The following is a 14,046-nucleotide window of genomic DNA, read 5'->3' as shown; positions in this document are numbered from 1 at the left end:
AGCATCGCTGGCAAGCCAGCTCCCACAGGGTTCTTTGTTGGAACACAATTTTGCGTTCGACCCAAAGACCTGTGGGAGCTGGCTTGCCAGCGATTACCTATTTACAAACGCCACAATACTCACTTTTTGGCAGCGATCATCGCCAAAAACGCCGGCATCGCCGCCTCTTTGTCCGCAGCAATCTTCTGCACATGCGGATTCTGCTCAAGCTGCTCCAGCAGCGCCTTGGCTTTCGGCATCTGCGCCAGCCAATCGATCCCGAACAATTTCTGCCCGACCGCACAGGCCAGCGGCACGCTGTACAGAAAGTACAGATCCGCAATGCTCAGGCTGTCGCCCGCCACGTACGGCGCGAACTTGCCGTGTCGGCCCAGTGCCGCAAAACCCAGCAACAGCTCGGCTTTGGTTTTCTCCTTGATCGCGTCCGGCACCGTCGCGCCGAAGAACGCCTCGCCATAACAGGCGCGCCCCGGCAGCTCGATGTACAGCTCGATTTCCTTGGCAATTGCCAACACCTGCGCTCGCTCGAATGGATCGCTCGGTAACAGCGGCGTACCTTTCTGGGTCTGCTCAAGGTATTCGAGGATGATCGCGGTTTCGTTAATAAATCCGGCATCGACACCGAGTACCGGTACTTTGCCGCGCGGGCTGATCGCCAGCGACTCCGGGGTCTGCGTCGGGTAGAAGGTGACTTCTTCGAACGCCAGGCCTTTTTCCAGCAGCGCCAGTTTGACCATGTTGTAGTAGTTGCTGACAGCGAATCCATAGAGCTTGAACATCACATAGCCTCCAGGCCGTGCGGGGTGGGCAGGCACTGTTTATAGATCGCCCGTCACGATCCTGCCAGCAGCATCACGGCGCTGAATGCGGGTAAACTGGCGCCTTTCCTTGAGGAGCCTGCCATGAGCGAGCCGACAGACATCGACAACGACGAAGAAGAGTTCACCGAGGCGACGCTGATCGAAGCCATCGAGAACCAGATCGAAAGCGACAACCCGCCAGCCGCCAAGGCGACCTTCAACAAGCTGACCCTGGTGGGTGTCGAGCGCGAAGAGATCCTTAACCTGATGGCGCACGTGCTGGCCTACGAGATTGACGCGATGCTCGACGAAGACCGCGCGTTCGATACCGAGTGGTATGAAACCGCACTGCGTGCGCTGCCAGAGCTGCCACCGGAAAAGCAGTAAGCAAAACACATCCCCTTGTGGGAGCGAGCCTGCTCGCGAATGCCGTGTATCAGCAAAAACAACGCTATAGACACACCGCTTTCGCGAGCAGGCTCGCTCCCACACAATTTGTCACCCATCCATCCAGCCATCTCTCCGGCCCCGACTACACTGGAATCCGCCTCAAGACAAAATCCCTGATCTGAGCACTGGACATGCCGCAAAAGCGGGTTCACCTTAGGGACGCTGTCGTCCAATTCCTAGAAAGTCTGGAGTCCTTATGTCGCTTACCCCTGAGTTGGTTGCCGAACTGGAAGTCCTCGCACTCTTCAACCTGGACAGTTCCCAGGAAGGTTTGAAAATTCATCAGACCGCTGCCCCGAAACACATCGCCGCCGCCAAACGCCTCTTCGAAAAAGAACTCACCGACCAGCCCGATGGCGGGTATCTGACCAGCCTGGGTCGCGATGCCGCGCAAAATGTGCAAACCGTGCTGACCATTCTGAGAGAGCAGGAAACCGCCTGATTCCCCTTCTTTTGCCCACGGGAACTCCTGCCACGGGATTTCCGCGGGCCTGCCTGGCCCTCGCGCTAAAAATCTGACGTCAAAAAACAAATTCAGCTTAAAAGTCCCGCCGTGCAAAGGCTAAACTGCCTCCCATTCCGAGACCCTCTTCGTCCGAGCCCACGAGCCGGTTTGAGCTGACATGACGCGTACCCATGAAATCCGCCCCGATCTGGACGAAGGCATCGACCGCAAGGTACTCAGCCAGCTGCGCGCGCGTTTTCTCAAGCTCAATGAAGGTCGCCTTGGCCGGGCACTCGAAGGTCTGTCGACCCGCCAGCAAGGCGTGCTGACCCTGCTGCCGCTGTTCTTCCACGTCAATCACCCGCTGCTGCCAGGCTATGTTTCCGGCAGCACGCCAGCCGGGCTGTCCAACTATGAACCGGACGCTACCGCCCTCGCCGAAGCACAACGCCTGACTCGCTCGTTCTCCTACAAACCACGCCACGGCAGCAACCCGCCACGGCCGATTCACGGGCTGTTCCTGATGGGCAGCCTCGGTACCCTGGCCCAGGCCGATCAGAGCGACATGGACGTGTGGGTCTGCCATGCGCCGGATCTGGGCGAAAGCGAGATCGCCGAGCTGCGCAAAAAATGCCAGCTGCTCGAAGCCTGGGCCGCGACCCAGGGCGCCGAGGCGCACTTCTTTCTGATCGACCCGGTGCGTTTCGTCACAGGCGAACGCGACAGCCAACTCAGCTCCGAAAATTGCGGCAGCACTCAGCACTATCTGCTGCTGGACGAGTTTTATCGCACCGCGATCTGGCTGGGCGGACGCACGCCGATCTGGTGGCTGGTGCCGGTCTACGAAGAAAGTGCGTACGACCTGTACACCCACACTTTGCTGTCCAAGCGCTTCATTCGCGCCGACGAGACGCTGGATCTCGGGCATTTGGCGAGGATTCCGCCGGGCGAGTTCATCGGCGCCGGCCTGTGGCAACTGTTCAAGGGCATTGAGTCGCCCTACAAATCGGTACTCAAGTTGTTGCTGACCGAGGTCTACGCCAGCGAACACCCGAACGTGCAGTGCCTGAGTCTGCGTTACAAGCAGGCTGTGTTTGCCAATCAACTGGATCTGGATGAGCTGGATCCGTACATGGTCGTGTATCGACGCATTGAAGAGTACCTGACCGCCCGCAACGAGCCGGAGCGGCTGGAGCTGGTTCGACGCGCGTTGTACCTCAAGGTCAACCGCAAGCTCACTGGCAGCAGCCGCACCCAGAGCTGGCAGCGCTCGCTGCTGGAACGCCTGGCGCACGAATGGCATTGGGATCAGCGCCAACTGGCCTTGCTCGACAGCCGCAGCCAATGGAAAGTCCGCCAAGTCAGCGCTGAACGCCGCGCCCTGGTCAATGAGCTGAATTACAGCTACCGCTTCCTGACCCAGTTCGCCCGCAGCGAACAGACCGTCAGCCTGATCAACAAGCGCGATCTCAACGTGCTCGGGCGCCGCCTGTACGCGGCGTTCGAGCGCAAGGCCGACAAGGTCGAATTCATCAATCCCGGCATCGCCCCGGACCTGGCCGAAGACACCCTGACCCTGGTGCAGTCGCCGAACAAGAAAGAACCCGGGCAAACCCAGTGGGGCTTGTACAACGGCAGTCTGAACGCTTTGGAATGGGAGCACTTTGCGCCGATCAAGCGCAGCCGCGAGTTGCTCGAGCTGCTGACCTGGTGCCATCGCAACGGCGTGATCGACAGCAGCACGCGCCTGGCCCTTCATCCCGGCAGCAGCGACATGAGCGAGTTCGAGTTGTTCAACCTGCTCGGCAGCCTGCAGCAGTGCATCGCCCTGCCCCTGCCAACCGTTGCAGAAGAGCCGCTGCTGCGCGCCGCGATGCCGAGCGAGGTGCTGATACTGGTCAACGTCGGTGTCGACCCGCTCAAGCATCATCGCGACCTGAACATCCTGATGACCACCGAGCGCACCGATTCGTTGAGTTACGCCGGGGTGCGCGAAAACCTTGTGTTGACCCTCGATCAAGTCACGCTCAACAGCTGGAACGAAGTGCTGGTCAACCGCTTCGACGGTCCCCACGCACTGCTCGATTGCCTGCGCGACTACCTCAACAACCTGCCGCGCGGCCCGCAGCAGCCGTCATTGAAAGTGCGCTGCTTCTGCCACAACCGCGCACAGTTCATCGCCCGGCGCGTCGAAGAAGTCATCGACACCGCGCAGACCCTGCTGCTCAGCGAACTCAATCATCGCTACCTGATTCAGGTGCAACAGCACTATCACGTGCTGGAACTGGTGCCGGGCCAGGTCAATCATGTCGCGCTCGCCACCTTGCCGGCGCTGCTGGATTATCTGGGTGAAGAACAGCCGCGCTACAGCCCGCTGCACCTGGATCCGATGGCGCTGGAGGATCATGACCTCGCGCTGATTCTGCCCATGGGTCAGCCGGAGGCGATTCAGGTGTTCTACCGGATTACCGAACAACAGGCCGAGTTGTACGTGCTGGATGAGTTCAACGCGCTGTGGCAACAGCATCTGCCGTATCACGACGAACAGAGCCTGCTGGTGCCGCTGCAGCGCTTCCTGCAATCGATTCAGTACCGGCGAGAAGCACTGTTGCCGATGGACGGCAACCCGGCGATCAGCCTCGAAACCTTGTATTACCAGTTATTGCCTTCAGGCCCGGGGCGCGCGCGCCGGGTCGAAGCACGGCCGGCGCCGCAAACCCCGGTGAACAAACCGTTCTACGATGTGCAGGCAATCATTGGCAAAGCCGCACCGGGCGAAGTGCACGTCACCCTGTATTGCAATCAACGAGAATTCAGCGAGCTCGAACATGGCGACCAGCTGTTTCGCGTGGTCGCCCGGGAGATCGTCGAACAGCGCCGCGAGACCGAGCGCTATCGCTGCTACATCACCGACCTGGACCTCTCGGGCCTGCTTGGTGACGGGCAGAGTTCAAGCAATCTGTATTTGCGCTACAAGGCCGACCTGGAGCGCGCCCTGAACGAGGCGCTCGAACAGATCTGAGGCGGGGTCACTCGCGGAAATCACCGCCGTTGGCTGGTTGTGACTCGACTTCCAGCAAGGTCAGTTTCAGGGTCTTGCCACCCGGCGCGGGCCAGTCGATGTGCTGACCGACCTTCAGGCCCAGCAGCGCGCTGCCGACCGGCGCGAGGATCGAGATCTTGCCTTCGTCGGCGTTGGCATCCTTGGGGTAGACCAGCGTCAGGTGATAATCCTTGCCGCTGCCTTCTTCGCGGCAGTGCACGCGGGAATTCATCGTCACGACATCAGCGGGCACTTCATCGTGGCCGACCAGTGTATCGGCGCGGTCCAGTTCGGTTTGCAGCGCGATCACGCCCGGCGCAGCCTGGTCTTTCTCGTTCAGGTTGTCGATCAGGCGCTCCAGACGTTGTACGTCCAGACGGGTAAGGGTGATGGAAGGTGCGGTCATGATTCGGGCAGACTCCTTTCTTCTGCACACAAAAAAAGCAAAACCCCGCCAAAAAAGACGGGGTTTTCACCAGGCCTCGATGGGTTGAGGCGTGTTCGGACACTATCACAGCTCAAAAAATATACAAGCCACCCACCCGACAGCCCCACTCAGCCCTGAGGAAACTTTGTGGTGAGGGGATTTATCCCCGATAGACTGCGCAGCAGTCTCAAAAGGCTGGGGCCGCTGCGCAACCCATCGGGGATAAATCCCCTCGCTACAGGATCGAGTCAGGCCTGAATTCGGCGTTGTCGGGCTTGGCTGACGATCACCCGCCGCCGCTCATCATCGGCCGAGCGCCATTCGCGAATATCCTCGACATGGCGGAAGCAGCCAAGGCAAACCTTCTGCTCATCCAGCCGGCAAACGCCAGTGCACGGTGACGGCACCGCTGGGCTGACGTTGCTGTAGAGCGGCTTGGGTGGGCGCGGGGCAACCTCGGTCACGATCAGATCTCTTCGAAATCCAGCTCAAGGCCGGTCTGGTCCTGAACGCAACGAGCCAGTACTTCACCGAGCAGTTCTTCAGACTTCTCGCAGCTCCATTTGCCCGACTCTTCGTCGTAGTCGAAATGGAAACCACCGGAACGCGCCGCCAGCCACAGCTGACGCAGCGGCTCCTGGCGGCTGATGATCAGCTGGCTGCCGTTGTCGAACTTGATGGTCATCATGCCGGCCGTGATCTCGATATCGTCGGCATGATCCTCCAGCAACTCTTCCAACGCCTGCTGGGTGGCATCGACCAGATCGTGGAAACGCGCTTCGGACAAACTCATTGTGGCAACCTCAAAAAATGTCGGGTCAGGCTCAAGCGCCGCAAGATACGGGCGCTGCCGGCCGATTGCAAAGATTAACGACCAAGCACCGTTTCCCATCCAGCACTGGCGCCTGTGGGAGCGAGCCGGCTCCGGGCGGCGATCCGACGAAAGCGGTGTGTCAGCCAGCAAACATATCGGATGTGCCGGCCTCTTCGCGAGCAGGCTCGCTCCCACAAGGCTTCAAGTCTATCCAGAGAGCCCCGCCGGACGGGAACCCCCTCGCATAGGCAAGCTGCCGGGTGGCCGGTATACTCCGGCGCAATTAACGCATTTTCAAGGATTTCGCCATGAAGCGCCTGATCTCTTCCCTTGCTGCGCTCGTCGCGGTTGCCTGCCTCGTTTCGGCCTGTGGTCAAAAAGGCCCGCTGTACCTGCCGGATGACGATCAGGACCCGGCCGAGCAAGCCCAGTCTTCGCAAAAGCAGCCGTCCAAAGCACACAAGCACGACGTTTACCAATAAGGGATCGCCATGGACGCTTTTAACTACCGTGGCGGGGAACTGTTCGCGGAAGGTGTGGCGCTGTCCGCCATCGCCGACCGCTTCGGCACGCCCACCTATGTCTACTCGCGTGCGCACATCGAAGCCCAGTATCTGGCCTACGCCGATGCCTTGGCGGGCATGCCGCACCTGGTCTGCTACGCCGTAAAGGCTAATTCCAACCTCGGCGTGCTGAATGTCCTGGCCCGTCTCGGCGCCGGTTTCGACATCGTTTCCCGTGGCGAACTGGAGCGTGTGCTGGCCGCTGGCGGCAGCGCCGACAAGATCGTCTTCTCCGGTGTCGGCAAGACCCGTGACGACATGCGTCGCGCGCTGGAAGTCGGCGTGCACTGCTTCAACGTCGAATCCACCGACGAGCTGGAGCGCCTGCAAGTGGTGGCCGCCGAGCTGGGCGTTCGCGCGCCGATCTCGTTGCGCGTCAACCCGGACGTCGATGCCGGCACCCACCCGTACATTTCCACCGGTCTCAAAGAGAACAAGTTCGGCATCGCGATCGCCGACGCCGAAGATGTGTACGTGCGTGCCGCGCACCTGCCGAACCTGGAAGTGATCGGTGTCGATTGCCACATCGGCTCGCAACTGACCACCTTGCCGCCGTTCCTCGATGCCCTCGACCGTCTGCTGGACCTGGTCGACCGCCTCGGCGATTGCGGCATTCACCTGCGCCACATCGATCTCGGCGGTGGCCTGGGCGTGCGTTATCGCGATGAAGAGCCGCCACTGGCCGGCGATTACATCAAGGCTGTGCGTGAGCGTCTGAACGGTCGTGACCTGGCACTGGTGTTCGAGCCAGGCCGCTTTATCGTCGCCAACGCCGGCGTGCTGCTGACCCAGGTCGAATACCTCAAGCACACCGAACACAAGGATTTCGCCATCGTCGACGCGGCGATGAACGATCTGATCCGCCCGGCGCTGTATCAGGCCTGGATGGACGTCACCGCCGTCAAGCCGCGTGACAGCGCCGCGCGCCAGTACGACGTGGTTGGCCCGATCTGCGAAACCGGCGATTTCCTCGCCAAGGATCGTGAGCTGGCGCTGGAAGAAGGCGACCTGCTGGCCGTGCATTCGGCCGGCGCCTATGGCTTCGTGATGAGTTCCAACTACAACACCCGCGGCCGTGCCGCTGAAGTGCTGGTAGACGGTGATCAGGTTTTTGAAGTGCGCCGCCGCGAAACCGTGGCCGAGCTGTTTGCCGGCGAAAGCCTGCTGCCGGAGTAACCCATGCTGCTGCGTTTTACCAAAATGCACGGCCTGGGCAATGACTTCATGGTTCTCGACCTGGTCAGCCAGCACGCGCATATTCAGCCCAAGCACGCCAAGCAATGGGGCGACCGGCACACCGGTATCGGTTTCGACCAGTTGCTGATCGTCGAAGCGCCGAGCAACCCGGACGTGGATTTCCGTTACCGGATCTTCAACTCCGATGGCTCGGAAGTCGAACAGTGCGGCAACGGTGCGCGCTGCTTCGCGCGCTTCGTGCTCGACAAACGCCTGACCGCCAAACGGCAGATTCGCGTCGAGACCAAGGGCGGCATCATCGAGCTGGATGTGCGTAACGACGGCCAGATCGGCGTGAACATGGGCGCACCACGCCTTATCCCGGCGGACATCCCGTTCGACGCACCGGCGCAGGCGTCCAGCTATCAGCTGGAAGTCGACGGCACCACGGTCGAACTGGCCGCCGTGTCGATGGGTAACCCCCATGCGGTGCTGCGCGTGCAGGACATCAATACCGCACCGGTGCATGAACTGGGACCGAAAATCGAACACCATCCGCGCTTTCCGGCGCGGGTCAACGTCGGTTTCATCCAGGTCATCGACCGTCACCGCGCGCAATTGCGCGTCTGGGAACGCGGCGCCGGGGAGACCCAGGCCTGCGGCACCGGCGCTTGCGCCGCGGCTGTCGCGGCCATCAGCCAGGGGTGGATGGATTCGCCGCTGTTGATCGACCTGCCCGGCGGGCGTCTGTCCATTGAATGGGCAGGCCCCGGCCATCCGGTGCTGATGACCGGCCCGGCAGTGCGTGTATACGAAGGACAAGTGCGTCTTTGAGTGAGCAGAAGCCATGACCGATAAGCCTCAGGTACCCGCCCGACAGTCCGACGAATCAGCGTCCGAGAGCCTGGAGGCGGCAGCGGTTGCCGCATACCTGGAGGCTCATCCGGACTTCTTCGTCGAGCACGAAGAACTGCTGCCCGCCCTGCGCATTCCCCACCAGCGCGGTGACACCGTATCGCTGGTCGAACGGCAGATGAGCATTTTGCGCGACCGCAACATCGAAATGCGTCATCGCCTCTCGCATTTGATGGACGTCGCCCGCGACAACGACCGGCTGTTCGACAAGACCCGTCGCCTGATTCTGTCGCTGATGGACGCCGCCAGCCTCGAAGACGTGGTGATCAGTGTCGAAGACAGTCTGCGTCAGGATTTCCAGGTGCCCTTTGTCAGCCTGATCCTGCTCGGCGACAACCCGGTACCGGTTGGCCGCTGGGTGACTCATGCCGACGCGCAAACCGCGATCGGCGGTCTGCTCACCGAAGGCAAGAGCGTCAGCGGCACTCTGCGTGAACATGAGCTGGACTTCCTGTTCGGCGAAGAGCAGCGCAAGCAGATCGGCTCCACCGCCGTGGTCGCCATCAGCCACCAAGGCATCCACGGTATTCTGGCCATCGCCAGCCGTGATCCGCAGCACTACAAGAGTTCGGTTGGCACGCTGTTTCTCAGCTACATCGCCGAAGTCATGGGCCGCGTGCTGCCACGGGTCAACAGCTCACTGCGCTCGGTACGCTGAGCATGGAACGACAGCTGGACGCCTACTGCGAACACCTGCGCAGTGAGCGACAGGTGTCGCCGCACACCCTGTCGGCCTACCGCCGCGACCTCGATAAAGTCCTCGGCTGGTGCATCAAGCAGAACATCGGCAGCTGGGCGGCGCTGGATATTCAGCGTCTGCGCAGCCTGATCGCCCGGCTGCATGCTCAGGGACAATCGTCACGCAGTCTCGCCCGATTGCTTTCGGCGGTGCGCGGGCTCTATCACTACCTCAATCGCGAAGGTCTGTGCGACCACGACCCGGCGACCGGTCTGGCGCCGCCGAAAGGCGAACGGCGCCTGCCGAAAACCCTCGACACCGACCGTGCGTTGCAACTGCTGGAAGGTGCCGTCGAGGATGATTTTCTGGCGCGGCGCGATCAGGCGATTCTCGAACTCTTCTATTCCTCGGGCCTTCGCCTGTCCGAGCTGACCGGGCTCAACCTCGATCAGCTGGATCTGGCCGACGGCATGGTTCAGGTGCTCGGCAAGGGCAGCAAGACCCGCCTGCTGCCGGTGGGCAAAAAGGCCCGCGAAGCACTGGAGCAATGGCTGCCGCTGCGGGCCATGACCAACCCGGCCGACGACGCCGTGTTCGTCAGCCAGCAAGGCCGACGCCTCGGTCCACGGGCGATTCAGGTGCGGGTGAAACTGGCCGGCGAGCGCGAGCTGGGGCAGAACCTGCACCCGCACATGCTGCGGCACTCCTTCGCCAGCCACTTGCTGGAATCCTCGCAGGATCTGCGCGCGGTGCAGGAACTGCTCGGCCACTCGGACATCAAGACCACGCAAATCTACACCCACCTGGACTTCCAGCACCTGGCGGCGGTCTACGACAGCACCCACCCACGGGCCAAACGCAGCAAAGGCGACGATTCATGAACATCCAGTTGATCACCTTCGACCTCGACGACACTCTGTGGGACACCGCGCCGGTGATCGTCAGCGCCGAAGCGGTATTGCGCGAATGGCTGAGCGAACACGCACCGAACCTGGGCGCGGTGCCGGTGGAGCATCTGTGGGCGATTCGCGAACGGGTGCTGACCCGCGAACCGGGCCTCAAGCACCGCATCAGCGCGCTGCGCCGGCGGGTGCTGTTCCACGCACTGGAAGACGCCGGGTACGCCCACGGCGAAGCTTCGGATCTGGCCGACAAAAGTTTTGAAGTGTTCCTGCAGGCACGGCACCAGATCACGGTATTTCCCGAGGTCGAACCCACCCTGGAAATCCTCGCCAACCACTACGCCCTCGGCGTGGTCACTAATGGCAACGCTGACGTGCGCCGCCTCGGGCTCGCCGATTACTTCAAGTTTGCGTTGTGCGCCGAAGACATCGGTATTGCCAAGCCGGATGCGCGGCTGTTTCACGAGGCGTTGCAGCGTGGTGGTGCCACAGCCGAAACCGCCGTACATATCGGCGATCATCCAGGCGATGACATTGCCGGCGCGCAGCAAGCGGGCATGCGCGCGATCTGGTTCAACCCGGCGGGCAAGGTCTGGGAAGCGGAGCGTCAGCCGGATGCCGAGATTCGTAGCCTGACTGATTTGCCGGCCGTTCTCGCACGTTGGAATGCCACCGCCTGCTGACACACAACCGCTTTTTTGTGGCGAGGGGATTTATCCCCGATCGGTTGCGCAGCAGCCGTGAAGTCATCTTGCGCGGTGTGTCAGGACTGTGGGGCGTGCTGCATTAGGGGCCGCTTCGTGACCCATCGGGGATAAATCCCCTCACCACAAGGCTCACCCCTAAAAGGGATCGCGGCGCGTCTGGAGTATTTGTTCCAGGCATGAAAAAGCCCGCAGCGACGGCGGGCTTTTTCAGCAAGCAAGTGGCACGCCTCAGATAGGGCGGCTGCCGTACTTGTTGTCCGGCTTCTTGGGCGGATCGGCGACCACGTTGGCCTCCACTTCCTGCACCTTGCCGCCGCGCGCAAGGAATTCTTCCATGGCCTTGGCCAGGGCGTCGCGCTCCTTGTTCTTGGCTTCGATGCTCGGCAACTCGTCGACCGACACCGCAGCCTTGGCTTTGCCTTTGGCAGCCGGGGCCGGCGTATCGTCACCGCCATCGTCTTCAGCAACGTCTTCCGCTGCTGCTTCCAGACCGTCCTCGGCCTCGTCTTCGTCGCCTACTTCGAGGTCGTCGTTTTCCAGATCATCGTCGCTCATGTTCTACCTCATGACTTGCGAAAAGCAGATTAGTTATAGACCAGCTTTGGCGACTGTCGAAAGTCGCCGGAAAAAAATCGGTAACCGCTGGTGACCAGCGGTTTACGCCCCTTCACCGTGCAAGGTGGCGAGGACTTTACGGGCACCGCCATGATCACGGTGCTCGCCCAGATAAACGCCTTGCCAGGTTCCCAGAGCCAGACGCCCAGCCGATACCGGCAGACTGATCTGGCAGCCAAGCACGCTGGCCTTGAAGTGCGCCGGGAGGTCGTCCAGGCCTTCGTCGTTATGCTCATAGCCGTCTGTTCCTTGTGGGATCAGACGATTGAAAAATCGTTCGAAGTCGCGACGGACCGCCGGATCGGCGTTCTCGTTGATGGTCAACGACGCCGAGGTATGCTGCAGCCACAAATGCAACAGACCGACCCGGCACGCCTTGAGTTCAGGCAGGCCGGCGAGTAACTCGTCCGTTACCAGATGAAAGCCCCGGGGCCGTGCCCGCAGGGTTATCAGAGTCTGTTGCCACATACAGTTCTCCGCACGTTCGGGGCGCATTCTAGCGCGCTCTGGGAAAAAACAAAGGCCCTAATATTCCTGCAATGATGTAAGCCATTGGCCGCAGAAAAATGCCCATCGTAAACACGACGAAAGCCGTACGAAAAATCCTTTCAGTTGCTCTCTCAATGACAAATCCCGGACAAAAAAATGCCCGGCAAGCCGGGCAAGTTTTTTCGATGCGCGTACTTACAGGTTGTAGCCGCGTTCGTTGTGTTGTGCCAGGTCCAGGCCAACCGATTCTTCTTCCTCGGTCACACGCAGACCCATCACGGCGTCCAGCACCTTGAGGATGATGAAGGTGACAATCGCGGTGTAGATCACTGTGAAGCCGACGCCTTTGCACTGAATCCACACTTGCGCCGCGATGTCGGTCACGGTGCCGAAGCCGCCCAGCGACGGTGCAGCGAATACACCGGTCAGGATCGCACCGAGGATACCGCCGATACCGTGCACGCCGAATGCGTCCAGGGAGTCGTCATAACCAAGCTTGCGTTTCAGGGTGGTGGCGCAGAAGAAGCACACCACACCCGCCGCCAGACCGATCACCAGTGCGCCCATCGGGCCCACGGTGCCAGCCGCTGGAGTGATTGCAACCAGACCGGCAACCACACCCGAGGCGATGCCCAGTGCACTTGGCTTGCCGTGGGTGATCCACTCGGCAAACATCCAGCCCAGCGCAGCAGCAGCGGTTGCAATCTGAGTAACCAGCATCGCCATACCGGCAGTACCGTTGGCAGCAGCGGCGGAACCGGCGTTGAAACCGAACCAGCCGACCCACAGCATCGCTGCACCCATCAGGGTGTAACCGAGGTTATGCGGCGCCATCGGGGTGGTCGGGAAACCTTTGCGCTTGCCCAGTACCAGGCACGCTACCAGGCCGGCGATACCCGCGTTGATGTGCACCACGGTGCCGCCCGCGAAGTCGAGTACGCCCCAGTCCCACAACAGGCCGCCGTTGCCGGACCAGACCATGTGTGCAATCGGTGCATAGACGAGGGTGAACCACACGCCCATGAAAATCAGCATCGCCGAGAATTTCATCCGCTCGGCGAACGCACCGACGATCAGCGCCGGGGTGATGATCGCGAAGGTCATCTGGAAGGTGACAAACACCGCCTCAGGGAACAACGCCGCCGGGCCGGTCAGGCTCGCCGGAGTGACACCGGCCAGAAAGGCCTTGCCCATGCCGCCGACGAAGGAATTGAAGTTGACGACGCCTTGCTCCATACCGGTAGTGTCAAACGCGATGCTGTAGCCATAAATGACCCACAGGACGCTGATCAGACCGGTAATGGCGAAGCACTGCATCATCACCGAAAGAATGTTTTTGGAGCGAACCATGCCGCCGTAGAACAGCGCGAGGCCGGGAATGGTCATGAACAGCACAAGGGCTGTGGAGGTCAGCATCCAGGCGGTATCGCCGGAATTGAGGACTGGAGGCGCCACCGGATCTGCCGCCATGGCCAGGCCGGGCATTACGATGGACAACAGGGCGCCTAGCCCTGCGAATTTACGCAGAGTCATATTGTTTTCTCCTGGGGCGTTGGGTTTGTGGCGGCGTTTAGATCGCGTCGGTATCGGTTTCGCCGGTACGGATGCGGATCGCCTGTTCCAGATTGACCACGAAGATCTTGCCGTCACCGATCTTGCCGGTGTTGGCCGCCTTGGTTATCGCCTCGATAACCCGATCCAGATCCTTGTCGTCGATGGCCACGTCGATTTTCACCTTGGGCAGAAAATCGACCACATATTCCGCGCCGCGATACAGCTCGGTGTGACCCTTCTGCCGGCCGAAGCCTTTGACTTCCGTAACGGTAATGCCCTGCACGCCGATTTCGGACAGCGACTCGCGCACGTCGTCCAACTTGAACGGCTTGATGATGGCAGTGACTAGCTTCATGAAACTCTCTCCCGAATTGGTGGACTTGCCCCAGGAAAACAAACCCGACTCAAGTCTAAGCGCAGTGCCTGGCTTTGTAACGCATCGTCGGCCTTACCTGCCCGACTGACGC

17 protein-coding genes are annotated in these 14,046 nt (G+C 61.0%); 9 read left to right on the top strand and 8 right to left on the bottom strand.

The window, feature by feature from the left end; genetic code table 11:
- Positions 1-119: 119 nt before the first annotated feature.
- Positions 120-779, bottom strand: a complete 660-nt coding sequence (locus KVQ82_RS01940; RefSeq protein ID WP_222017771.1) for a glutathione S-transferase family protein — start codon at positions 777-779, stop codon at positions 120-122.
- A 123-nt stretch (positions 780-902) separates the two neighbouring features.
- Between KVQ82_RS01940 and KVQ82_RS01935 the strand changes: the two genes are divergently transcribed.
- The 3 genes from KVQ82_RS01935 to KVQ82_RS01925 all read left to right on the top strand — a co-directional run bounded on the left by KVQ82_RS01935 (position 903) and on the right by KVQ82_RS01925 (position 4,717).
- The gene (locus KVQ82_RS01935) at positions 903-1,187 is read left to right on the top strand and encodes a hypothetical protein (RefSeq protein WP_007964529.1); all 285 of its coding nucleotides are present in this window, start codon (positions 903-905) and stop codon (positions 1,185-1,187) included.
- Positions 1,188-1,446: 259 nt separating this feature from the next.
- The gene (locus KVQ82_RS01930; RefSeq protein WP_003229392.1) at positions 1,447-1,692 is read left to right on the top strand and encodes a TIGR02647 family protein; all 246 of its coding nucleotides are present in this window, start codon (positions 1,447-1,449) and stop codon (positions 1,690-1,692) included.
- A 181-nt stretch (positions 1,693-1,873) separates the two neighbouring features.
- Entirely contained in the window at positions 1,874-4,717 is a 2,844-nt protein-coding gene (locus tag KVQ82_RS01925) for a class I adenylate cyclase (RefSeq protein WP_222017769.1), read from the top strand.
- Positions 4,718-4,724: 7 nt separating this feature from the next.
- Here KVQ82_RS01925 and rnk read toward each other — a convergent pair whose 3' ends face one another.
- The 3 genes from rnk to cyaY form a co-directional block, all read right to left on the bottom strand.
- Positions 4,725-5,144: a nucleoside diphosphate kinase regulator gene (gene rnk, locus KVQ82_RS01920; RefSeq protein WP_041071993.1), complete on the bottom strand. Its 420-nt coding sequence runs from the start codon at positions 5,142-5,144 to the stop codon at positions 4,725-4,727.
- Between the two features lie 269 nt (positions 5,145-5,413).
- Positions 5,414-5,629 carry a DUF1289 domain-containing protein gene (locus tag KVQ82_RS01915; RefSeq protein WP_108184178.1) on the bottom strand — a complete coding sequence of 72 codons (216 nt, stop codon included), beginning with the start codon at positions 5,627-5,629 and terminating at the stop codon, positions 5,414-5,416.
- 2 nt (positions 5,630-5,631) lie between these two features.
- On the bottom strand, positions 5,632-5,958 hold the full coding sequence (cyaY, locus tag KVQ82_RS01910; RefSeq protein ID WP_041071991.1) for an iron donor protein CyaY: 327 nt from the start codon (positions 5,956-5,958) through the stop codon (positions 5,632-5,634).
- 329 nt (positions 5,959-6,287) lie between these two features.
- Here cyaY and KVQ82_RS01905 point away from each other — a divergent pair, with 329 nt between their 5' ends.
- The 6 genes from KVQ82_RS01905 to KVQ82_RS01880 are packed head-to-tail and all read left to right on the top strand — an operon-like array spanning position 6,288 to position 10,897.
- Positions 6,288-6,461, top strand: coding sequence for a lipoprotein (locus KVQ82_RS01905; protein WP_007911098.1), 174 nt, complete (start codon positions 6,288-6,290; stop codon positions 6,459-6,461).
- A 9-nt stretch (positions 6,462-6,470) separates the two neighbouring features.
- Positions 6,471-7,718 (top strand): diaminopimelate decarboxylase, encoded by a 1,248-nt coding sequence (gene lysA / locus KVQ82_RS01900; protein WP_086792394.1) that lies wholly within the window; start codon positions 6,471-6,473, stop codon positions 7,716-7,718.
- Positions 7,719-7,721: 3 nt separating this feature from the next.
- The gene (gene dapF / locus KVQ82_RS01895) at positions 7,722-8,552 is read left to right on the top strand and encodes a diaminopimelate epimerase (RefSeq protein ID WP_086792396.1); all 831 of its coding nucleotides are present in this window, start codon (positions 7,722-7,724) and stop codon (positions 8,550-8,552) included.
- 13 nt (positions 8,553-8,565) lie between these two features.
- Positions 8,566-9,291, top strand: a complete 726-nt coding sequence (locus KVQ82_RS01890; protein WP_222017767.1) for a DUF484 family protein — start codon at positions 8,566-8,568, stop codon at positions 9,289-9,291.
- Positions 9,292-9,293: 2 nt separating this feature from the next.
- Positions 9,294-10,193 carry a tyrosine recombinase XerC gene (xerC, locus tag KVQ82_RS01885; RefSeq protein ID WP_222017766.1) on the top strand — a complete coding sequence of 300 codons (900 nt, stop codon included), beginning with the start codon at positions 9,294-9,296 and terminating at the stop codon, positions 10,191-10,193.
- Entirely contained in the window at positions 10,190-10,897 is a 708-nt protein-coding gene (locus tag KVQ82_RS01880; RefSeq protein WP_222017764.1) for an HAD family hydrolase, read from the top strand. The genes xerC and KVQ82_RS01880 overlap by 4 nt, the downstream gene beginning before the upstream one ends.
- A 252-nt stretch (positions 10,898-11,149) precedes the next feature.
- Here KVQ82_RS01880 and sutA read toward each other — a convergent pair whose 3' ends face one another.
- The 4 genes from sutA to glnK all read right to left on the bottom strand — a co-directional run bounded on the left by sutA (position 11,150) and on the right by glnK (position 13,934).
- Positions 11,150-11,476 carry a transcriptional regulator SutA gene (gene sutA, locus KVQ82_RS01875; protein WP_007951900.1) on the bottom strand — a complete coding sequence of 109 codons (327 nt, stop codon included), beginning with the start codon at positions 11,474-11,476 and terminating at the stop codon, positions 11,150-11,152.
- 102 nt (positions 11,477-11,578) lie between these two features.
- Positions 11,579-12,004, bottom strand: a complete 426-nt coding sequence (locus KVQ82_RS01870; RefSeq protein ID WP_003229414.1) for a secondary thiamine-phosphate synthase enzyme YjbQ — start codon at positions 12,002-12,004, stop codon at positions 11,579-11,581.
- Positions 12,005-12,220: 216 nt separating this feature from the next.
- Positions 12,221-13,558 carry an ammonium transporter gene (locus tag KVQ82_RS01865; RefSeq protein ID WP_041071980.1) on the bottom strand — a complete coding sequence of 446 codons (1,338 nt, stop codon included), beginning with the start codon at positions 13,556-13,558 and terminating at the stop codon, positions 12,221-12,223.
- A gap of 37 nt (positions 13,559-13,595) precedes the next feature.
- Positions 13,596-13,934, bottom strand: a complete 339-nt coding sequence (glnK, locus tag KVQ82_RS01860; protein ID WP_002555808.1) for a P-II family nitrogen regulator — start codon at positions 13,932-13,934, stop codon at positions 13,596-13,598.
- Between the last annotated feature and the right edge of the window lie 112 nt (positions 13,935-14,046).

Source organism: Pseudomonas sp. AO-1 (assembly GCF_019775695.1).
Taxonomy (GTDB): domain Bacteria; phylum Pseudomonadota; class Gammaproteobacteria; order Pseudomonadales; family Pseudomonadaceae; genus Aquipseudomonas; species Aquipseudomonas parakoreensis.
The sequence above is the reverse complement of the archived record's forward strand: the minus strand, read 5'-3'. Positions and strand labels throughout refer to the sequence as shown.